Below are 22,685 nucleotides of genomic sequence, written 5' to 3'. Positions count from 1 at the left end.
CAACTCATGAAGAAGTTATTAAAAACAATTATATCTGGAGTTCTAATTGGCATAGTAATTATGCTTGTAGATCAAGTAATACGTTATTTTACTGGTTCACGAATAGAATTAAATAATAACTTCCTTCGCATACTTGCTTATTATATGCTTTATTCTATTCCATTGAGTTTAGTTAACTCTTATTTCTTTGATTACATCAATGAGTATGTGGTTTGGGATCGTTATAAGAAATATAGAATTGCTATTGGTTTTTTTGGGTCAGTTGCCATTACGTTAGTAACTATATTTTTTATAAGAGCTTTTATAGAAACTGTGATTGAAGGTGAAACTTGGGATGAGTTTGTAAATACAGAACGTCCAGAGTTTTATTTAAGCGCCTTAATGATAACCTTAATAATATCCTTGTTCTTTCATGCAGTTTATTATTACAAAGAAGCTCAAAAAAATAAAATTAAAGAGCAAAAGGTAATCGCTGGTACTGCAAGTGCAAAGTTTGATGCTTTAAAGAACCAATTAGATCCGCATTTTCTATTTAATAGTTTAAATGTATTAACCAGTTTAATTGAAGAAAACCCAGATAATGCGCAGAAGTTTACCACATCATTATCTAAGGTATATAGATATGTATTAGAACAAAAAAATAAAGATTTGGTTACAGTAGATGAAGAATTAGATTTTGCTCGTACTTACATGTCTTTATTAAAAATGCGGTTTGAGGATAGTTTAATTTTTGATATCCCAGAAAAGGCTCAGAATCCAGAAAGTAAAGTTGTGCCATTATCTCTGCAATTACTCTTAGAGAATGCTGTAAAACACAATATGGTAACTAGTTCTAAACCGCTTCATATTAAAATTTATGAAGAAGGAAACAATTTGGTAGTGATGAATAATCTGCAACCAAAACAAATAGTAAAAAAGAGTAGTGGTGTTGGTTTAGGTAATATTAAGCAACGCTATGAGCTACTCACAAATAAAAAAGTAATTATCAATCAAGAAGCAAAACGTTTTGCAGTAGCAATACCAATGCTTACAAAACAAATCAAAGTTATGAGAAGAATAGAATCAAAAAATGAGTTCGATGATCGTTATGTGAGGGCTCGTAAACATGTAGAAGAAGTTAAAGAATTTTATTACAGTGTTATATCATACTGTATAGTGATTCCTTTTTTAATATTTATTAATTGGTATACCTCTTGGAATTTTAAGTGGTTTTGGTTTCCAATGTTTGGTTGGGGAATTGGTATAGCTTTTCATGCTTACAAGGTTTATGTTAACGATGGTATGCTAGGTAGAAATTGGGAGCAAAGAAAGATTGAGCAATATATGCAAGAAGAGGAAAATAAAAACAGATGGAATTAACTATGAAAATGAATGAAAAGTATAAAGATGATGGACTGTATTTTAGAGCAAGGCATCGTGCAGAACGTTTAAGAAAATTTTATTTCCATTGTATTATATTCTTAATCGTAAATGTTGTTATCTCTTTATTTAAAGTTAATAGAAACGTAAACAATGGTGAGAGTTTTAGTGACGCAGTTTGGGATTTAGATACCTTCATCGTATGGATAATTTGGGGAATTGTATTATTAATTCAAACTATATCAGTGTTTGGTTTACCATTTATTCTTGGTAAAAATTGGGAAGAAGATAAATTAAAACAATTTATGGATGAAGATGAATCCATAAACTTGAAAAAATAAAACATTATGGATAATTATAGTATAGAACCGTATAGTGATGATGAGAATAGATCTCAACGTCAATTTGAAAAAGAAGAAGCCTATTTAAGAGCCAAAAAGAAGCTCGATAAAATTATAGGATTTTATTGGCACCTTGCTGTTTATATCGTAATTAATATCTTTTTAATTCTGTTAATAGGCTTTAATTCTGGTGAAGGTTTTAGAGGTTTTGGACCTTATGCAACTGCTGTATTTTGGGGAATTGGTTTACTATTCCATTTCCTCGGTGTATTTGGACCAGGATTTATTTTTGGCAAGAATTGGGAAGAGCGCAAAATACAAGAGTTTATAGAAAAGGATCAAGAAGAGTTTAGACGTTTTGAATAGGTATATCACAAAAATTACGAACCAATCTATTTCATTATAATCATGGATTTTTTTAGTGATATCATACATAGTAATATTGGTTGGTTCCATTTTATCACTGCAATTGTAAGTATGCTTTCAGGTACAATTGTGTTACTAAACACAAAAGGAACTACTTTTCATAAACGTATAGGTTATATCTATGTAGTTAGTATGCTACTATTAAATGTTAGTTCTTTTTTAATCGTAAACTTTGGTGGTTTTAGCCTATTTCACTTTTTTGCTATCGTTAGTTTAGTAAGTGTTATTGGTGGAATGCTCCCAACAATTAAGAAAAGGAATAACTGGTTTCCTTATCACTTTTATTTTATGAATTGGAGCGTTGTTGGTTTATATTGTGCTTTTTGGGCAGAAGTAGGAACTCGCTTTGTAGGTAATATGAAACAATTTTGGTGGATGGTAGCATTAGCAACTTTTGTAACAGCAATGATTGGCAGTATTATTATTAATAAACAAGCTAAAAAATTAAATCTAAGATGAATGTTATTATTATAGAAGACGAAAAACCTTCGGCAAGACGCTTGCAACGTATGCTTAATAAGCTAGAAATTAATGCTGAGGTGATGTTACATTCTGTTGAAGAATCTTTAGAGTGGTTTCAAAATAATGAACATCCAGATGTGATATTTTTAGATATACAACTTAGTGATGGTTTATCTTTTGAGATTTTTGAACATGTAGACGTAAAATCTGCTATCATATTTACAACTGCCTATGATGAATATGCTTTACAAGCCTTTAAACTTAATAGTATAGACTACCTTTTAAAGCCTATAGATGAAGATGATTTGGCAAAGGCCGTTTCAAAATATAAAGATCGATTACCAAAAGAACAGTTGGTAACTTTAGATTTTAATGATATAAAAAAGCTGTTGGTTAATCCTATAGAACGAGACTATAAAAAGCGTTTTTCTATTAAAGTTGGTCAACACCTTAAGCTCATAAATATAGATGATATTGAATGTTTTTACAGTGAAAATAAAGGAACGTATTTACATACCTCAGAAAACAGAAACTATCTTTTAGATACCACATTAGAGCATCTTGAAAAAGAGTTAGATCCAAATATATTTTATAGAATAAATAGAAAATTCTTTGTAAACATTAATGCTATTAAGGATATGATTAGCTATACTAATTCTAGGTTACAAATAAAATTATCTTCATACAACGAACAAGATGTTATTGTAGCTAGAGAACGCGTAAAGGATTTTAAAGCCTGGTTAGAATAAGTAGAAGTTATAACTTAATTATAGGATTTTTACAGAATAGATGTCTAAAGGCAAATCTCTAAATACGTATTATTAGTCTTTGAGTTCATCATCTAAACGATTATCATCAAAAGCGGAAGGTAATAACTTAGGAATAAATTTTATAAATAAAGGAAGTAACAACATACCTCCTGGAAGTAAAAAGATGGCTAAGCTTGGAATAGATTTAAAAATATCTAACAGTTGATTTTGCACTTGCTTTTGTTCCTCGTCTGTAAGTTTTCTAGTAGTAGATTTGGTAAGTAACACCATAATATCCTTACTCTCTTGGAGTTCTTTTAGTAAACGTTTACTATTGCGTTTTATAAGTTTATTTACAAGCTTACTAGAATTATCATAAAAATTCTGAACCAAGTTTTTAGAACTTAAATGTGCAATATGATCTTTGTTAATGTCATAGAATGTATTAACAAATGTCACAGAATCAATAATCTGATCTTTGTTAAGTACAAGATCGTTTTTTAGCTTATGTAAAAATTCCTGTTCTTCCTTGTCTATAACCTTATCGCTCCAGGCTGCCATACATACAATGTCAATGATGTAGCGTTTTTCTAAAGGAGAGGAAATAAAAGCAATAACATCTTCGTATTGTAATTGTTCATTATTATGGTAACGTAACGACGACTCAATTAGATTTAAAAGACTGTGGTCATACTCAGTTTTTACAGTTTTCTTTTCAAATACTTTAAAAACAATGACTTCTATAGCAGCTTCTAATTGTTTTATATAATCTATAGATATCTTACCATTTTTCAGGTATTTGTTAAAGGCTAAAATATCTACAAATAATAATGCATTTATTACAAATTGATTAAAACTTTTAGTAATAATATTATCGTCTATATTAATGCGTTTATGAATAATACTCTCCAGTAATCCAAAAGATTTTCGTCGACCTAGAAGTTCTTCGAAAAAAGACGCTTTATAATGGTTTAAGGCTTTGTAAAAGCTTATAACACTTGCTACAAAGATTTGATCTGGATTATGTTTGGTGTGAACATAATGTAATGCTATAACTAAGTTAACTTTACATATTTCTTCTTCACTTAAGGTGTTTGTAGAAATGTCTTTTTCAAGAGAATGAATATTACTGCCATAAATAAATCCACAATGTCTTAGTGCATTATAAAAACTCTCATCATCTAAATTATGATAATAATTTTTAGACTGTAATTGCGAGATTAACTTTTTTATCCAGCCAGAGGCAGATGGATTCATAAACTATAATTTGTATAAAATTAAAAAAGCTACCTAAATAAAGTAGCTTTTTGTAACTATTTCAATAAGACTTTTATTCTTCTACAATACCTCCACAACTAACTCTACTACCAGCTGCACCTGATGGTTGAGAGGTGAAGTCGTCAGTACCTTGGTGAACGATTAAAGCTTTACCAAGAATATCCATGGTTTCATCACCACAGCCAATACACCATTCATCTGTATTAAAAGAAACGTAACCATTTCCGTTAGCATCAGCCGTAAAGTTTCCTATATCGCCTTTGTGATATCCTTTAGCATCTCCCCATTTTCCATGTTGTGCTCCTGTAGGGTTCCAGTGTCCACCTGTAGATTTTCCGTCATCAGATGAGCAATCAGCTTTTTCATGAAGGTGTATTGCATGCTCTCCTTCAGATAAACCACTAAAGGTAGCAATCATACTTACAACACCTTTATCTTGTTTAAAAACAGCACTACCATTAACTGTACTACCACTCTTAGCATCTAATACCATTCTTATTTTTTTAAATGCAGTACTTTTATTAGTAGCCTTTGAATTATTATTACTTGTAGTTGAAGATTCAACAGCTTCTGTTGTAGTGTCTATATTTTGATCATCTTCTTTTTTATCTTTTTTACAAGCTAATACTGTGATGAGGCATGTTACAATTAATAAGGCTTGAAATTTTTTCATGTTAATTATATTTTAATTTGCATGAAAGTTAAGCGAATAATTTTCTTTATACAAATGATATTGTTTATCTCAATATTGTTTTCATATAAATAGATTTGACTTTCCTTAATCTATACCAAAAACTTTAGTTTCTTTAAAAGGATGTGTTTGAAGCATTTTCATTTCAGCTTCATAGTTTTTCCATTGATTATTAAAGAATGTATTAGTTTTACTAAGTAACTTATTTACAGCCTCTTTTGCATGTTGCATCAAGGTTGTCTCAGTTGATGTTAAACCAGTTTGACTTCCATAAATATAACCGCTTGCAGTGCGTAAACGCTGTAACGCTGTTACTTCAGGATTTCTAGTAATGCCCTGACGTTTATCAATTTTTCCAAAATACATATCCAATAATTTGTCTATTGATTTTACAACAGAATCTGAAGACTCAATTTGAGCTTTATAAGTTTCTTTGTCTAATTTGTTTAACTCAGATTTGTACTTTGAAGCAATATCCTTACTCTCAATTAATTGCTTAGAGGCATCAGCTAAAGTTTGTGATATGCTTTCTAATTCTTTTGAAGCTGTATAGACCTCATTGATGTTTTTCTGAGATATATTGAGCCTTGGATCTGATGCAACGGTTACCATAGCTTCAGATGTTTGATCACCATAATGCATAACTGCTTTATATTGTCCTGGTTTTACTGAAACACCTCCTGGTTCTCTTGTTGATGTTCTTATACGTCTAGATGGTCTGTCTGTTCCAGCCTCGTCCATATACCATGTCCAACGTTGTAAGCCATTCTCCTTAGGTGCTTTGCGTTTTAAAGTTCTAATTAGGCGTGAACCATCATATAATTTTAAAGTTAAAGAATCCCACTTCACAACATTTTTACTCTCTTCACTTTTTTCTGTATCACTCTCTGAATCTGATTTTGGCTTTTCCTTTTTGTTAAATAGATATGCAAATCTGGCCCCACCAGATCTATTCTCACCATGATACATAGCGTCAGCTCCAAAACGACTTCCTGTTGGTTGTTGGTAAGCAGCTTGGTATGCAGTAGGAGGATTAAAAAGTTTAATATTTGAAGACATCACTGCATTATTTTTTGCCATTTCACGTAGAGGTCTAATATCGTCTAAAATCCAAGCAGCACGTCCAAAAGTTCCAATAACTAAATCGTGTTCTCTAGGATGAATCACTAAATCTTTAACAGAAGTCGTTGGGAAACCATTAGTCCATTTTGTCCAATTTTCACCTGCATTTAATGACACATATAGACCATCATCTGTTCCTAAGAATAGTAAATTTGACTCTTTTGGATCCTCTACAATGGCAAGTGTGTAGCTTTGTACATCATTATCATCTACAATACGTTGCCAAGTTTTACCATAGTCTTTTGTTCTATAAGCGTAAGGTATGTAGTTAAAGCGTCTGTAATCATTGGCAATAAGAAGTGCTTCACCTTTATTTTTATTTGAAGCTTTAATTTGAGCAACCCAACTTCCAGATGGTAAACCCTTAATATTTTTTGTAACCTCAATCCAATTATCTCCACCATCAGAGGTGTAATGTACACGACCATCATCAGTACCAGCCCAAAGCATATCTTTTTCAAGTGGAGAAGGTTCAATAACTAAGATGGTACAATGATTTTCTGCACCAGTAGCATCCATGGTTAAACCTCCACTTTCAGATTGTTTTTGTTTTTCAGGATCGTTTGAAGATAAATCAGGACTTATAACTGTCCAAGTCTCACCTTTGTCTTTAGATTTGTGTACAAACTGACTACCGAAATATATGGTTCTATTATTAAAAGGATCAATATTTATGGCAGAGTTCCAATTGAATCGTAAACGAACATCAGGATCAGGATGTGTTGGTCTTACACCATAATTATTACCAGTTTGCCAGTCGTACCTGCTAACATAGCCTTGCTGACTCATAGACCATCCATAGCGAGAATCATCTTTGTCTGGTACAACATCAAAACCATCACCAAAACTGATTTCTTGCCAGTAGCTATTACGAATACCTTGTGCACGCCAAATATAAGCTGGTCCTCTCCAAGAACCATTGTCTTGCATACCTCCATATACATTATAAGGAAACTCGTTATCTACATTAATATGATAGAATTGTGCAACAGGTAAATTGCCTATAAAACGCCAAGTTTTGCCACCATCTTTTGTAATATTCATTCCACCATCATTACCATCAATCATAAAATTTCCGTTTTCTGGATGAATCCACCACGCATGGTGATCTGGATGCACACCATTACTAACTCCATAAGCTGGCATCAATTGTTTAAAGTTTTTACCACCATCTTCTGAAACATTTACATACGTAAAAACAGAAAATACTCTATTCTCATTTTGCGGATCTACATATATTTCAGAGTAGTAAAACGGTCTGTTTCCTATATCTCGTTTATCATTAATTTTTTTCCAATTAAACCCACCATCTTCACTTTTATATAGCGCATTCTTTTTAGCTTCAACTAAAGCGTATACAATGTTTGGTTTGTTTGGAGCAATAGCAATACCAATACGTCCTAAATCTCCTTTTGGAAACCCTTCTTCATTTGTAATTTTTTCCCAGGTTTTACCACCATCATGTGTCATATGTAAACCAGATCCTTCTCCTCCAGAATTAAAAAACCAAGGATCGCGTTTGTGTTCCCATAGAGCAACAATCAATTTGTTAGGATTTGTTGGATCCATAACCATATCTGCAACACCTGTTTTATTGTTTGCAAATAAGATTTTATTCCAGGTTTCGCCACCATCTGTAGTTTTAAATACACCACGTTCTGGATGTTCTCCCCAAGGAGATCCAATAGCACCAACATAAACTATATCGGGATTGGTTGGGTCAACAATGATACGATGGATATGTCTTGTATTTTCCAGTCCCATAGCCATCCATGATTTTCCACCATCAAGAGACTTATATACTCCATAACCACCATTTAATGAGTTTCGAGGATTCCCTTCACCAGTTCCAACCCAAATAACACTTGGGTTAGATTGCTGAATTTCTACAGCACCAATTGAAGCTGTGAGTTCTTTATCAAAAATGGGTTCCCATTTAATACCACCAGAATTAGATTTCCATAGACCACCTGATGCTGTACCTACATACATAATATCTGGATTATTAAGTACAACATCAATAGCAGTAACACGACCAGACATGCCGCCAGGTCCAATATTACGTGGTGTCATGTTTTTTACTAAGTCCATTGTAAATTCCTGAGCAGGAAGAAGAGAGAGGCTTAAAAAAGCGATCGCTAAAAATAATTTTTTCATTATTTAATAAATTGTTGGTTTTAGACTTCTAAAATTACGGAAAAGAAACGATTGAATTCTAAAATCAATGTTAATGCTTTTAATAGCATTTTTAAAAGCATTATTTTTACATAGCTATGAAAGAAAAGTTAAATAAAACAGGTTTTGTATTTAAAACTTATGAAGTTCCACATCAATCACCTTTTGAAAAATTATTTGAAGTATTTAAAGAGTTAATCACCTATACTTCTGGTGATTTTGATGAAGCTATCAATTGGTTGCGACAACTAGATGAGGAATATAAATTGACTACTAAAGAATACTCCATTGAAGATTTTATAGAAGATTTAAAAGCTAAAGGCTATATACGTGAAGAAATTGAGCCTAATGGTGATGGAAAAGGTATGGCTATTACTGCTAAAACTGAACGCGCAATTAGACAACAGGCATTAGATCATATTTTTGGGAAAATAAAACGAAGTGGTTCTGGGAATCATAAAAGTAAGTCGCCAGGAATAGGTGATGAGCATACTGGAGATTTTAGGGCTTACCAATTTGGAGATGCTCTAGATAAAGTATCTATCACAGAAACATTGCGTAATGCACAAATTAATCATGGTATTGGTGATTTTAAAATTACTGAAGATGATTTGGTTGTAGAGGAAACACTCCATAAATCTCAGATGAGCACTGTACTTATGATAGATATTAGTCATAGTATGATTTTGTATGGAGAAGATCGTATTACACCTGCTAAAAAAGTAGCTATGGCTTTAGCAGAATTAATAACAACACGTTATCCAAAGGATACTCTAGATATATTGGTCTTTGGAAATGATGCTTGGCCAATTGCTATAAAAGATTTACCTTATTTAAAAGTTGGGCCTTATCATACCAATACTGTAGCTGGTTTGCAGTTAGCCATGGATCTTCTTAGACGTAAGCGTAATACAAATAAGCAAATATTTATGATTACTGATGGAAAGCCTAGTTGCTTAAGATTACCAGATGGTCAATATTATAAAAATAGTAATGGTTTAGATCCTTATATAGTTAATAAATGTTATGCAATGGCTCAACAAGCAAGACGATTGCATATTCCTATAACGACCTTTATGATTACAGATGATGATTATTTAATGCGTTTTGTACAAGAATTTACAAAAGCTAATAAAGGGAAAGCCTTTTATACTGGATTAAAAGGACTAGGTGAAATGATTTTTGAAGATTACGAGAATAATAGAAAAAGAAGAATTAAAGGATAATGAATATAGAACAAATAAAAACGCTAGGAGCACTTAAAAAAGCTGGTTATCAATCAAAATCTATAAAAGACGAATTACGAGATAATCTTATAACAAATATAAAAGAAGGAGTAACTTCTTTTCAAGGAATTCATGGATATGAAAACACTGTAATACCAGAATTAGAGCGTGCTATTTTATCTAAGCACAATATTAATTTATTAGGCTTAAGAGGTCAAGCCAAAACAAGATTAGCGAGATTAATGCTTGGTTTGCTTGACGAATATATTCCAATTGTTGAGGGGTCAGAGATTAATGATGATCCTTTACAACCCATTTCAAGATATGCAACAGAATTAGTTAATGAACAAGGAGATAAAACTCCAATTTCTTGGTTACATAAAGAAGAACGTTTTGCCGAGAAATTGGCTACACCAGATGTTACAGTTGCAGATATTATAGGTGATGTAGATCCTATTAAAGCGGCCAACTTAAAATTAAGTTATGCAGATGATCGCGTAATTCACTATGGTATGATACCAAGAGCTAATCGATGTATTTTTGTAATAAACGAACTTCCAGATCTACAAGCCAGAATTCAGGTTGCGCTTTTTAATATTTTACAGGAAGGTGATATTCAGATACGTGGTTTTAAATTACGTTTACCGTTGGATATACAGTTTGTGTTTACTGCCAATCCCGAAGATTATACCAACAGAGGCAGTATAGTTACACCATTGAAAGATAGAATTGGTTCTCAGATTTTAACACATTATCCTGATACAGTTGAAATAGCCAAAACAATTACAAACCAAGAGGCAAAATTAGATACCAGACAATCAGAATCTGTTTATGTACCAGAACTTGCTAGAGATTTATTAGAACAAATAAGTTTTGAAGCTCGAGAAAGTGATTATGTGGATGTAAAAAGTGGTGTTAGTGCAAGAATGAGTATTACAGCATTTGAAAATTTATTAAGTACTGCAGAACGTAGAGCTTTATTAGCAGGAGATAACAACACCTCAGTAAGACTTAGTGATTTTATTGGTGTTATTCCTGCTATTACAGGAAAGGTTGAACTCGTTTACGAAGGTGAACAGGAAGGTGCAGATTTTGTGGCCAATTCCTTAATAGAAGAAGCTATTAAAACCTTGTTTCCTAAATATTTTCCTAAAATTGAAAAACTTCAAAAGCAAGATGAAGAAACACCATATGATGCCTTAATATCTTGGTTTTTTAATCAGTCTGACGGTTTCGAATTATTAGATGATACTAGAGATAAAGACTATAGAAATATCTTGGATGCGGTTTCACCACTAAATGATTTAATAGGAGAATATATGCCGAAAACATCAGCAGAGGATACTTATTTTTTAAAGGAATTTATTTTATGGGCTTTGGTAGAGTTTAAACAACTTAGTAAATACAGGTTCTCGGAAGGATTACAATTTAAAGATCCTTACGGAAGTTTTATTAGTGGATTATAAAATTAAAGGGAAGCAAGCTTGCTTCCCTTTGTTAATTTTTAATCTTCAAAAACCCACCAAACAATACCATTACTCGTATTAAAGCTAAGTTTCAAAGTACCCAATTCAGATTCAATTAGGTATTTACCTTCTATATTAAGATAATTTTCTTCCTCATATAGATATGCTCGATATTTACTGTCATTAAATTCAAATGTAATACCATTACTCAATTTAAATTTTAAGTTCTTTTTACCTTCTCTTTTTTTAGAATCTGTTACTGTGTATTCCGCAGTTATCTTGTTAAGTTTTGTAATGTGCCTCTTAAGGTCAGTTTTGTAGTAACTAGATGTTAATATTTTTTCCAATTTGCCTTCAGATAATTTATATATATCAGAGTCATCTTTCCAATTTGGGTAAACGTAAAGGGTATATGCTTCATCAATTTCTATTACACCTGGATTATCACTATTCTTAAATATAATATAACCTTCTTTAGTCTTTAACTCAAATTTAGTACCAGGTGGATACATTACATAATCATTGGCTTTATTACTTTTAGTTATTTTGAGGTATGTATTTTGTGCATTAAGAGTTACTATATGCATTAAAGCTATTAGTGTGTATAAAGTTTTCATTGTATTATTGGTTTTATATTTAACTTCCTATTCTATTTTTTTCGTCTTCAAGACCAGTTTCTCTTGAGCGTGCTTTTTTTATCTCGTTTCTGCCAAAATTGTATATTAGATTAAAACGTACTTGTCTACTATCATTTCCGCCATCACCATTAATAGTTAGGTCTCCAAATTGTGTATCACCTTGCCAAGGTGAGGTAAACAGCACATCATTAAATGCTAATCTTGCTGTAAGTTTATCGTCAAAGAATTTTTTCTGTACAGCAATGTTTAGGGAACCCAAACTTTTAGTTTGATAGGTTCCTCCCCAAACAGAAGGTGAACTATACCATCCAGATACTTCTGCTCTAAATCCTTTTGGTAGTTTAAATGTGTTTTGGGCATAAAAGCTCATTGTATTTTGTGAGATTTCTAAAAAGTCTTCATTAGTGGCTTCATAAATGCTTCTGTAGGCATTAAGACTAAAGTAAACACTCCACCATTTATTAAGACTTGTAGGATAGGATATACCTAAGTTTATTATTTTCTGATTTGCTACATTCCGTTGGCTAATAAAATTCTGATCATCACCAACAGCTTCTGTAACTTGTGCAAAGAAGTCGCTAATAAAACTATAGCTTACCGATGTTGTCAATCTGTAATTGTAAGTGTGCGAAAGTTTTAAATTATCCGTGTATTGTGGCTGTAAAAAAGGATTTCCTCTTCTAAATGATAACTCATCGATTTTATATTCAAACGGATTTAAACTTTGATAATTAGGTCTCTGAATACGTCTGCTGTATGTTAGTGCCAATGAATTCTTTTGATTCATTTGATAGGTAATCCCTCCGCTTGGAAACCAGTCAGTGTAATTACGTTTTACACGATCATTCTGATCATCTTGTAAACTAGTTAGTATGCCATCAGAGATGGTGTTTTCTATTCGTAGACCAACTTGAAAGTTGAATTTTTTGTATTGCTTGTTATAATTTACATATAGAGCATTGATTTGTTCGTCATATTCAAAATCATTAGTTCTGTCCTCATTTATAATATCTTGTCCATTGATACGATCGAAAAAATCGAATTGATTGTCTGTAACAATCTTTGAGAATTTAACACCAAATCCAATTTTACCTTTTAAAGCATTTTGTTCGTAATCAACTTTTGCTGTGATTAAGTTTATATCAATTGGAGTAAGCATATAATTAATGGTTTCACTAATAATCTGTGTTTCGTTACCATTAAAGTATTGATTGGGTTGTAAATTGTCTCTATCGCTACTGTAAGCACCATAATCTAAATCTACATTAAGCGATACACCTTTTTCAGTATTAAATCTATAGTTTGTGTTGAGGTATATATTAGATGTTTTACTATCTGTATCACTTCCTGCTATTAAGACTTGATCAGGACTGTTACTTCCAACATCTGTTATTGGTGTTCTAGAATCGCTATTAGAATCGCTGCGATTAAAGTTACCAGATAATATGATGCCGAATGTTGATTTTTTATTGGCATACCAATCAAAACCTGTTCTAATATTGTTACTATTATTATCAAAAACAGTTTCGGTTTGTGCATCAAAAATAGCCCCATTTTGGGTTCTAAATAGATTTATAAAACTAAGACTTTCACCAAATCGGTTGCTTAATGTTCCGTAGAAACTCGTCTTTTTATTTCTATTATTAAATGATGCAGAATTGTTTATTCTGGCAAATTCACCATAGGTTAAACCAGAGGAAACTGTACCATTTACACCCAAACTTTTATCGCGTTTAAACTTTATATTTATGATCCCAGCATTACCTTCGGCATCATATCTAGAAGAGGGTTGTGTAATAATTTCAATAGCATCGATGTCACTAGATTGAATGGTTTTTAGATAGTTCACCAAATCTTGACCCCTTAAGACCGAAGGTTTGTCGTCTATGTAAACCAGAACTCCAGTTTTTCCTTCGACTATAAGATTGTCATTATTATCAATAATTACTCCTGGTGCTTTTCGTAATAACTCAAAACCAGAGTCTCCTGCTGCATTTATTGTATTTTGCACGTTAAATACTGTCTTATCTGCCAGGACTTGAACCATTGGCTTTTCAGCTTTAATAACTACTTCATCCAGGGTTTCAGATTCTGAAATCATATTTATATTCCCTAAGTCTTTAAGCGAAGATTTCACTTCAAAAACTGGAGATTGATAATCTTTAAACCCTAAACTGTTGATAGTGATAAGATATCTTCCAGCTTTAATGTTTTCAATGATGAAGCTTCCGTCATTTTCAGCAATAGCTGCTTTTATAAATCTTGATTTGTCTTCATTAAATAGTGATACAATAACTGAAGGTATTGCGTTCACTTTATCATCTAAAACCTTACCTTTTATAGTAGATTGAGAAAATGAAAAGTAAGTTGTTAAAATAATTGCGATAGTAAAAATGTTCGTTTTCATGATTCAATAATTTTATGATGCAAATATGAAGTGCTTAAGCTTTCTTATCAATTCATAATAGTTGAATGGTCCTATTGACTGATGAATTGACCAGGACCATTTATCTGCCTATAGGACCACTCGTCTTTAATAATTATATTGAGTCTACATTAATATTATATTTGATAAATTAAAGTAACTAATGAAGAAAGTAACAAGAAGCGACATTCTATTAACCTTTGTGTTTTATGCGTTTTTTTCATTATTGTATCATATTGTATTATGGTATAATAGAGGAGGCTTTAAAGATGAAGGGTTTTGGGGATGGCTCAATCCCAAAGATTACTGGTATACAGCAGGAATGGCCTATATTTTTTATTTTTTTGCTTCCTTAGCTATTTGGTTTTTTGGAGTTAAGTTATTGAAGAAAAAAAGTATTAAAATACAAATCATTGTTGTTGCATTATTAATTCCTTTGGTTGTACTTTTAGTACGCGAATGTCGATATATGGTTATAGATATAATGGAACTCGGACGTTTAAGAGGAACAGGAGAAATATGGGATTGGTATATACCTACTTTGTTTTTATTAATTCAGTTCGGTTGTTTTTTTGCATATCAATACTTTATAGAAAATCAAAAGAAATTAAAACTTGAAGGAGAGCTAAGAAATTCTGCCTTAAAAAGTGAATTATCTGCTTTAAAAGCGCAACTGAATCCTCATTTTTTGTATAACATGTTTAATACAATTAGTGCTTCTGTACCACCTAAAAATGAACGTACTCGACACCTTATAGCTGAGCTTTCAGATTTGTTTCGTTATCAATTAAAGGCTTCAAAAGTTGAACGTGTAACTTTAGATGAAGAACTCGAATTTGTGAAAAAATACTTGGCTTTAGAGAAAGAACGTTTTCAAGATCGATTAATTATTAAAATAAATGTTGACCATACTATTTTAAATGAAATGGTACCACCAATGCTTTTACAACCATTAGTTGAAAATTCAATTAAACATGGTTTATCATCATTGATTGAAGGTGGAGAAATTTCTATTTCAATATTTAAAAAAGACGATAAGCTCCATTTTGAAATTGCAGATACTGGAATTGGAGTAGAGGATAAAGCCTCTGTTTTTGATAAAGGTATTGGATTAACGAACACGAGGTTACGATTAGAAAAAATTTATAAAACAACCATGAAGCTTTCTGATAATACACCTAAGGGATTAAAAATTAGTTTCGCTATATGAAGAAAGTAATTATCGTAGATGATGAGTCTGCAGGTAGACAACTTATTAAAGAATATCTTGAGGATTTTCCTGAACTTATTTTACTTGGAGAAGCTAATAATGGTGTCGATGCTGTAAAAATGATTAATGAGTTTAAACCAGATTTGGTATTCTTAGATGTTCAAATGCCAGGAATGACAGGCTTTGACGTTTTAACTCATGTAGAAGAGTTGCCTCAGATTATTTTTTCTACAGCATATGATCAGTACGCACTTAAAGCTTTTGATGTACATGCTGTGGATTACTTATTAAAACCCTATACTAAAGATCGATTTAAAGTTGCAATAGAGCGTTTACAACAAAACACTAATAATAATGCTAGACCATTGACAGAAAGTTTATTGATGGATAAAACGCAATATCCAGACCGTATTTTGGTACAATCTCAAAATAAATTGATAACAGTTGGTATAGATGATGTTATTAGAATTGAAGCTTATGGTGATTATTCTAAGCTGATTATTAATGATAAAAGTTATTTAAGTAATTATGGAATTTCAGCTTTAGAGGAAAAACTAAATCCTAAAAGCTTTATACGAGTACATAGATCTTCAATCATCAATCTTAATAAAGTAAAAGAACTAAATAAGTATACTAAAAGTTATGACGTGACCATGCAAAATGGTGATGTAGTTCGTGTGAGCAGAGGTTATATGGATAATATAAAAAAGTTAATGTATTAGCTTCTTCTTTATTTATTGCTGTTTTAATATGGTGTAAGTATTAAGATTTCCCCTTCTAAGATTTTCGCAAACAACGAGAGCCTTATCAATTCTGGTCTGGCTGTTTTTAAATCTTGCAATGGCATAAATAATGCTGCGCTGTTTTCCTTTGGTTAAACTCTCAAACACTTTGAAAGCTTCCGCTTCGCTATCAAAAACAGCGCTTAATTCCTCAGACATATCAACACCATATTTAGAAGTATCTTCAAATAACTGTAATTTAAAATAGTCGTTTAGTAGTAAACCCAATTGTTTTTGCTTCTCCTTGCTAAACATAAACTTATAGTCATCTGTATTCTTGTCTTTTTTAACAGCAGCATAAAACTCAATGGATTTACTTTTATGCGATGCGTTGATTTTTACACGACTTTGTTTGGCTTCCGCAAATGGTCTAAAGATTTCTTCAGGAATAAATAGATGGTATTTATCTAATAAACCAACTTCAAAAATTTGACTTTTCAATTTACCAGGCATCTCTCGATTTTATATTAGCATTACACAATCTAATAATTTCTTTTATTCGTTTTTGTTTAGTTGCCTCACGTTTTGCACTATGAAGCCATGATAAATATGACTTTCTGTAACCTTTTGAGAAATTTTGATAATTTTCAAAAGCTCTAGGATTGACATCAAATGCTTTTTGCAGTTCATCTGGAATCACTCCGTTTTCAACATCATCCATTTCGGTCCATGTACCAGTTTCCTTAGCCAGATTTATAAGTTTCCAACCAGGTTCTTGAATCATACCTGTAGCTTCAAGTTCAACGATATATTTTTTGTTTAAAGCACTCCATGTACTTTTAGGATTACGATGTGTGAAATATTGAATGCGTTTTCCGCCACCAAGACTTTTTACAGTAGCATCTATCCAGCCAAAACATAAAGCTACTTTAACGGCGTCGCTCCAGCGCATGGTTAGTATTCCTGTTTCTAGCTTGTAAAAGACTAAGTAAACAGCTTTGTACTTATCATGGTTTTGTAGTAACCAGTCGTACCAATCTATATCGCGTTCAAAATAGAGTTCTGGAAATTCCAATATTATAATTGTTTAGTATAAATATAGTAATCTCTATCAACTTTAAAATCAGTACCATTAATAGGTTTTGATTGCCATTTTGCACTAGGAAAAATCCATTGGGTTTTACCATTCATGTCAACTTCAATAGGCATATCAAACCCTTTTACAATATCTATATAACGAAATTTCAACTCTCTTTTTTCAATCTTATATTCTAAAGTTGGTATGCGCGTATCACGCAAATACTGATTAAAAAACGCTGATAAATCTTTTTTTGTCCGTTTACTTATGTAATCTTCTATTTGTTTTGTAGTTACAGTTTGGTGATAGAATTCAGAATTTAGACCTCTTAAGATGTCTCGCCATAAGTCGTCATCTTCAATAAGTTGACGCAACGTGTGTAAAAGGTTAGCACCTTTATAATACATATCGCTAGAACCTTCTTTATTAACATTGTATGGTCCTATTAATGGTCTATCATTTTGTATTAATCGTCTTGTGCCAATAACGTAATCTGCTGAAGATTTTTTTCCGTAATAATAATCTAAAAATAAGTTTTCAGAATAGGCAGTAAATCCTTCATGTATCCACATGTCTGCCACATCTTTATTAGTAATGTTATTGGCAAACCATTCATGCCCAGCTTCGTGTACAATTATAAAATCGAACTTTAAACCTTCTCCAGTATCAGAAAGGTCTTTACCTAAGTAACCTTTTAAATATTTGTTACCATAAGTCACTGAACTTTGGTGTTCCATACCTAAATAAGGCACTTCAACGAGTTTAAAACTATCTTCATAAAATGGATAAGGACCAAACCAATATTCAAAAGCTTTCATCATTTTAGGAGCATCTTTAAAATGCGTTTTTGCTTTTTCAAGATTATCTTTTAAAACCCAATAATCCATATCTAAATCTCCTTTTTCGCCTTGGTAAACCTCAGAAAAATTTACATAGTCTCCTATATTTACATTAACGCCGTAGTTATTAATGGGATTTGACACAAACCACTCGTACATTTTATAGCCACCAACCTCATATTCGTAGGTGTCTCGAAGTCTCCCATTGGCAACAGCAATTAAGTCTTTAGGCACATCAATAGCAATTCGCATACTGTCTACTTCATCGTACATATGGTCTTTATTGGGCCACCAAACACTAGCACCTAAGCCTTGGCAAGACGTAGCAACAAAATATTTGCCATTATTATCTTTTTTCCAAGAAAATCCACCATCCCATGGTGCACGAACTGCTTCTCTGGGTTTCCCCGAATATTGCACATACAATTCGTTATATTCTCCAGGTATTTGATCCTTTTTAAGAAAAACAAAATATGCAGGACCAATTTTATTGTAGTTTAAATCTTCATTATCTTGAGAAATAGCAACTATTTCCATAGGTGCTTGCAAATCTATTTGTATAACATTATGCGATTTTAATACCTTATATCTAATTATATTATAACCAGCAATAAATTTTTTGTCTGGTTGTACTTTTATATTTAGGTTGTAATAGTTTAAATCCCACCACTCGCGTTCTGGAGTGATACTTCCTCTCAGTGTATCTAGCTTTGTGAATTTGGTTTTATCTTGAAGTAGTTGTGCTTCGGATATTGAAAACACAAGTAAAAAAGCTATAAGTAAAGTATGCCTCACAATTAATTGATTTTTAAATTTCATATACAATAGTTTCCTGTCTGCACAGGAATGACAACACTAATTTCTAAATATTTGATTTGGGAATACCACTAAACTTTCATGACTATTGTTACCAACAGCAGCAACTCCAAAGAAGAAGTTATCAATAACAATACCATCTAGGGTAAACTCGGTAACATCACCAACATAACGACTGTGATCCCAAGTAGGTGAGGTGGTATCTCTCCAGTAAATTTTATAACCTTTAGCACCGTCTACTTTACTCCATTGAAACTTGGCTGAAGCTTCTACAATACCTCCAATACCAACATCTTTAGGACTTGGAGGCGCAGAAGCAAGACTTGCCATTGTAATGGCGTTTACAGCTGTTAGTTTTTTGCAATACGGAAAGTTAACATGCTCAAAGGTATCGCCATATGCAATACCATCTTCCGTTCTAATATCTTGGTGCTGTTGCGTGTAGTTTTCATGCGCTTCCATGATGCGTATACCTGCAAAGCCTAGGTCACAGAAAGGTCTATGATGACCACCACGACCAAAACGATCTAAACGATATACCATCATTGGACTCATTTCTGGCATATAGGTTTTGGTTGTTTTATACACGTAACGTGCTAATTGACGCGAAATACCATCGACCTCTCCACCATAAAAACGACGCGCTCTTGCTTGTCTTGCTAATTTGGTAGCATCTGTTTCGTCAGTGGTTACAGGTTCTGAAAAGATTCTGAACGTACGATTATCGATCACACCATCTACACCTTCAATATTACCAATCATATCATTGTTTAAAACGCCAATAATGTCCCAATTGTTTTGCTTGGCGTAATTGGCTAGACCTTTACCACCATACAATCCTTGTTCTTCACCAGAAAGACCAACATAGATGATACTATTTTCAAACTTATATTTTGATAGCACTCTGGCAGCTTCTATAGCACCTGCCATTCCTGTAGCATTGTCGTTTGCTCCAGGAGAATCGTCTGTATAGTTATTGGGATCACTTATTCTTGAGTCGATATCACCACTCATTATTACAAAACGATTTGGATATTTTGTACCTCGCTGAATAGCAACCACATTTACGACCCAAACATCTCTAAAAATCCGAGCAAAAGGTTCAGTGCTTTTTTCTACTAAGTCTTTTTGATAAAATACCTCAAGACAATTATTACAATCTTTAGAAATTTTATCGAACTCCGATTTTATCCAACGACGTGCGGCACCTATGCCTCTAGTTTCTGAAAGGGTATCGCTAAGTGTATGTCGCGTGCCAAAATCTGCCAATGTTTTCACATCATTTCTTAGACGTTCTTCTGAAACAGCATCTATAATATCATAGATTTTGGTATCGGTTTGTGCAGCTGTAGAAATGGAAATCCCTAGAATAAATAGTACTATTAATTTGTTCATTTTAAATAAGTTTATTTAGTAATTCTCTTACTTTTTGAGGTCCTTTAATTTTATATTTAGCTTTAGTTTTAACATAACCAACTTTTATTGTAGTTGCAAATTCTGGAGCAGCTTCAAACATATATTCATCAGTCCAGTCATCACCCAAAACAAGCACATAGTCATAATTGTCTTTCATTAATAATTGGGAAGTTACTCTACCTTTATTAACATTACTACTCTTTATTTCTATAACTTTATTGCCTTGTAAAACAGATAATTCGTTATTTGATACCATACTGGTTAAAACTGTATTGAGTTCCAATGTTCTTATTTGAGCCAATTCTGGGTCAGCGGTTCTGTAATGCCAAGCTAATGAGTATTCCTTTTCTTCTATAAACGTTCCTGGAGTTCTATCCACAAAAGTTTCTAGAATTGGTTTTATGTTAGACATCCATTCTGTTTTTAAAATTTCTAATGGTATCCATTTTTTATTTTCTCTTATCCAAACACCATGGTCTGTAATAAGGTCATAATCTTTAAATCCAAACCAATTATTAAAAGTTGCTTTATCTCTTCCGCTAATTAAACACAATTTTGTGTTTTTTTGGTTTTCAAATTTATCAAGGATCGTATACAGTTCTTCATCTGGTTTTGCATCTTGTGGATTGTCTTTAAAACCAACCAAGGTACCATCATAATCTAAAAGGACTAAACGTTTTTTTGCATTTTTATAATGTTCTGAAATAAGATCCTCTTCTTTGTCATTCATTTTTTTTGAAATAACCACTTCTTGTAATTGGTTAGTTTCGTCTAAGGTCTTAAAAAATTCTTTTGCCCATTTTTCTACGTCATAACGCTTTAAACGTTTTTGTAAAATTTTCATTCGACTATTTTGTTCTTCTAAAGGCATCTTCAATGCCTTATTTAATGCGGTGGCAAAATCCTCAAAACTATTTGGGTTGATTAACAAGGCTTCGTTCATTTCTTTTGCTGCACCTGCCATTTCACTTAAAATAAGAACACCATCTTGGTTAGTACGTGTAGCTACATATTCTTTTGCCACTAAGTTCATTCCATCTCTAACAGGCGTAATTAAAGCAACATCAGATGAGGTGTATAAATCGATTAGATTGTTAAAAGGAAGTGATCTGTAGAAATACCATATTGGTGTCCAGCTTACTGTAGAAAATTCTCCATTAATGCGTCCAACAAGTTCATCAGTTTCACTTTTTAATTTCTGATATTGTGGTACATTAGAACGTGAAGGTACTGTAAGCATAATTAGTCTTACTTTCTCTTTATATTCAGGATAAGTATTTAAAAAATTTTCAAAGGCTCGTATTCTATTTGGAATCCCTTTGGTATAATCTAAACGATCTATAGATAGTATGAATTTTTTATCATTATCTTCATTTATATGAGTGTCTAAGCGCTTCTGAAGCTCAGATTTTTCAGTGTTTTGATTATTATGAGCCAGAGCAGCGTCATGAAATTTGTTGTAATCAATTCCCATAGGAAAAGAATCTACTTTTATTATTCTATCATAATATGTGATTTCATTAAAATTAACTTCTAGGCGCATAATTCGTTTTACCGAACTTAAGAAATGACGTTCATAATCATAGGTATGGAAACCAACAAGATCAGCACCCAACATACCTGTTAAGAGCTCTTCTCGCCAAGGAAATGTTCTAAAGATTTCATATGAAGGAAACGGAATGTGTAAAAAGAAACCAATAGTAATATCTGGCCTTACATCTTTTATAAGTTGTGGTAAAAGCAGTAATTGATAGTCCTGTACCCAAACTGTATCACCTTCTTCTACAGTATTTAATACTACTTCAGCAAATTTTTTATTGACGCGTTTGTATGCTTCCCAATGGGATTTTTCAAATTCTGTATATTCTAAAAAGTAATGGAATAATGGCCAAAGCGTACGATTACTAAATCCTAAATAATAATCATCAATATCATCTGAGCTCAATTCAACGGCTCTACATTTAGCATTTTCAATTTTGGCGTTGACTTTAGATTTTAAATCAGAATCTAAATCTTCACTTGTTATACCAGACCAACCAATCCAAATACCATTCCCTTCAGCATGAACAGATTTCATACCTGTTGCAAGTCCTCCAACACTAGGAGTTACATTAAGTTTATCTCCTTCAATTGAAATTTGAAGTGGCAACCGATTTGAAACTATTATTGTTTTATTCATACTAATATTTTGATGGCTTTTTGGATTTTCGTTAATTTAAAGAAATTAGATTTTTTATCATCATTTT

The 22,685-nt window shown here is 32.3% G+C and carries 19 protein-coding genes; 9 read left to right on the top strand and 10 right to left on the bottom strand.

Annotation, left to right across the window (positions count from 1 at the left end; all coding sequences use genetic code 11):
* Positions 1-6 precede the first annotated feature (6 nt).
* The 5 genes from RM697_RS10885 to RM697_RS10865 are packed head-to-tail and all read left to right on the top strand — an operon-like array spanning position 7 to position 3,337.
* Complete coding sequence (locus RM697_RS10885) at positions 7-1,359, top strand: histidine kinase (RefSeq protein ID WP_311427924.1); 1,353 nt, start codon at positions 7-9, stop codon at positions 1,357-1,359.
* Entirely contained in the window at positions 1,350-1,700 is a 351-nt protein-coding gene (locus tag RM697_RS10880; RefSeq protein WP_311427923.1) for a 2TM domain-containing protein, read from the top strand. Before RM697_RS10885 ends, RM697_RS10880 begins: the two co-directional genes overlap by 10 nt.
* Positions 1,701-1,706: 6 nt before the next feature.
* Entirely contained in the window at positions 1,707-2,066 is a 360-nt protein-coding gene (locus RM697_RS10875; RefSeq protein ID WP_311427922.1) for a 2TM domain-containing protein, read from the top strand.
* 42 nt (positions 2,067-2,108) lie between these two features.
* Entirely contained in the window at positions 2,109-2,585 is a 477-nt protein-coding gene (locus RM697_RS10870; protein ID WP_311427921.1) for a DUF2306 domain-containing protein, read from the top strand.
* On the top strand, positions 2,582-3,337 hold the full coding sequence (locus RM697_RS10865) for a LytR/AlgR family response regulator transcription factor (RefSeq protein ID WP_311427920.1): 756 nt from the start codon (positions 2,582-2,584) through the stop codon (positions 3,335-3,337). The genes RM697_RS10870 and RM697_RS10865 overlap by 4 nt, the downstream gene beginning before the upstream one ends.
* Positions 3,338-3,409: 72 nt before the next feature.
* On the opposite strand, the gene RM697_RS10860 is transcribed toward RM697_RS10865, so the two are convergent.
* The 3 genes from RM697_RS10860 to RM697_RS10850 all read right to left on the bottom strand — a co-directional run bounded on the left by RM697_RS10860 (position 3,410) and on the right by RM697_RS10850 (position 8,585).
* Positions 3,410-4,594, bottom strand: a complete 1,185-nt coding sequence (locus tag RM697_RS10860) for an LETM1-related biofilm-associated protein (protein WP_311427919.1) — start codon at positions 4,592-4,594, stop codon at positions 3,410-3,412.
* Between the two features lie 73 nt (positions 4,595-4,667).
* On the bottom strand, positions 4,668-5,288 hold the full coding sequence (locus RM697_RS10855; protein ID WP_311427918.1) for a superoxide dismutase family protein: 621 nt from the start codon (positions 5,286-5,288) through the stop codon (positions 4,668-4,670).
* A gap of 105 nt (positions 5,289-5,393) precedes the next feature.
* Positions 5,394-8,585 carry a WD40/YVTN/BNR-like repeat-containing protein gene (locus tag RM697_RS10850; protein ID WP_311427917.1) on the bottom strand — a complete coding sequence of 1,064 codons (3,192 nt, stop codon included), beginning with the start codon at positions 8,583-8,585 and terminating at the stop codon, positions 5,394-5,396.
* A gap of 116 nt (positions 8,586-8,701) precedes the next feature.
* Here RM697_RS10850 and RM697_RS10845 point away from each other — a divergent pair, with 116 nt between their 5' ends.
* Complete coding sequence (locus tag RM697_RS10845; protein WP_311427916.1) at positions 8,702-9,829, top strand: vWA domain-containing protein; 1,128 nt, start codon at positions 8,702-8,704, stop codon at positions 9,827-9,829.
* Positions 9,829-11,295, top strand: coding sequence for a MoxR family ATPase (locus RM697_RS10840; protein WP_311427915.1), 1,467 nt, complete (start codon positions 9,829-9,831; stop codon positions 11,293-11,295). Before RM697_RS10845 ends, RM697_RS10840 begins: the two co-directional genes overlap by 1 nt.
* 38 nt (positions 11,296-11,333) lie before the next feature.
* On the opposite strand, the gene RM697_RS10835 is transcribed toward RM697_RS10840, so the two are convergent.
* Positions 11,334-11,912, bottom strand: a complete 579-nt coding sequence (locus RM697_RS10835; protein WP_311427914.1) for a hypothetical protein — start codon at positions 11,910-11,912, stop codon at positions 11,334-11,336.
* 19 nt (positions 11,913-11,931) lie between these two features.
* Positions 11,932-14,340, bottom strand: a complete 2,409-nt coding sequence (locus RM697_RS10830) for a TonB-dependent receptor domain-containing protein (RefSeq protein ID WP_311427913.1) — start codon at positions 14,338-14,340, stop codon at positions 11,932-11,934.
* A 181-nt stretch (positions 14,341-14,521) separates the two neighbouring features.
* On the opposite strand from RM697_RS10830, the gene RM697_RS10825 reads away from it, so the two are divergent.
* Positions 14,522-15,568, top strand: a complete 1,047-nt coding sequence (locus RM697_RS10825; protein ID WP_311427912.1) for a sensor histidine kinase — start codon at positions 14,522-14,524, stop codon at positions 15,566-15,568.
* On the top strand, positions 15,565-16,290 hold the full coding sequence (locus RM697_RS10820) for a LytR/AlgR family response regulator transcription factor (protein WP_311427911.1): 726 nt from the start codon (positions 15,565-15,567) through the stop codon (positions 16,288-16,290). Before RM697_RS10825 ends, RM697_RS10820 begins: the two co-directional genes overlap by 4 nt.
* A gap of 12 nt (positions 16,291-16,302) precedes the next feature.
* Here RM697_RS10820 and RM697_RS10815 read toward each other — a convergent pair whose 3' ends face one another.
* The 5 genes from RM697_RS10815 to RM697_RS10795 are packed head-to-tail and all read right to left on the bottom strand — an operon-like array spanning position 16,303 to position 22,618.
* Positions 16,303-16,803 carry a YdeI/OmpD-associated family protein gene (locus RM697_RS10815; protein ID WP_311427910.1) on the bottom strand — a complete coding sequence of 167 codons (501 nt, stop codon included), beginning with the start codon at positions 16,801-16,803 and terminating at the stop codon, positions 16,303-16,305.
* Complete coding sequence (locus RM697_RS10810) at positions 16,793-17,365, bottom strand: YdeI/OmpD-associated family protein (protein ID WP_311427909.1); 573 nt, start codon at positions 17,363-17,365, stop codon at positions 16,793-16,795. Before RM697_RS10810 ends, RM697_RS10815 begins: the two co-directional genes overlap by 11 nt.
* A gap of 2 nt (positions 17,366-17,367) precedes the next feature.
* Positions 17,368-19,026, bottom strand: coding sequence for a M1 family metallopeptidase (locus RM697_RS10805; protein WP_311427908.1), 1,659 nt, complete (start codon positions 19,024-19,026; stop codon positions 17,368-17,370).
* Positions 19,027-19,062: 36 nt separating this feature from the next.
* Positions 19,063-20,418: a M28 family metallopeptidase gene (locus RM697_RS10800; RefSeq protein ID WP_311427907.1), complete on the bottom strand. Its 1,356-nt coding sequence runs from the start codon at positions 20,416-20,418 to the stop codon at positions 19,063-19,065.
* Between the two features lies 1 nt (position 20,419).
* The gene (locus RM697_RS10795) at positions 20,420-22,618 is read right to left on the bottom strand and encodes a bifunctional alpha,alpha-trehalose-phosphate synthase (UDP-forming)/trehalose-phosphatase (protein ID WP_311427906.1); all 2,199 of its coding nucleotides are present in this window, start codon (positions 22,616-22,618) and stop codon (positions 20,420-20,422) included.
* Between the last annotated feature and the right edge of the window lie 67 nt (positions 22,619-22,685).

It is taken from the genome of Microcosmobacter mediterraneus (genome assembly GCF_031846265.1).
In the GTDB taxonomy this organism is placed as follows: Bacteria; Bacteroidota; Bacteroidia; order Flavobacteriales; family Flavobacteriaceae; genus Microcosmobacter; species Microcosmobacter mediterraneus.
This window is presented reverse-complemented; position numbering and strand designations above follow the sequence as displayed.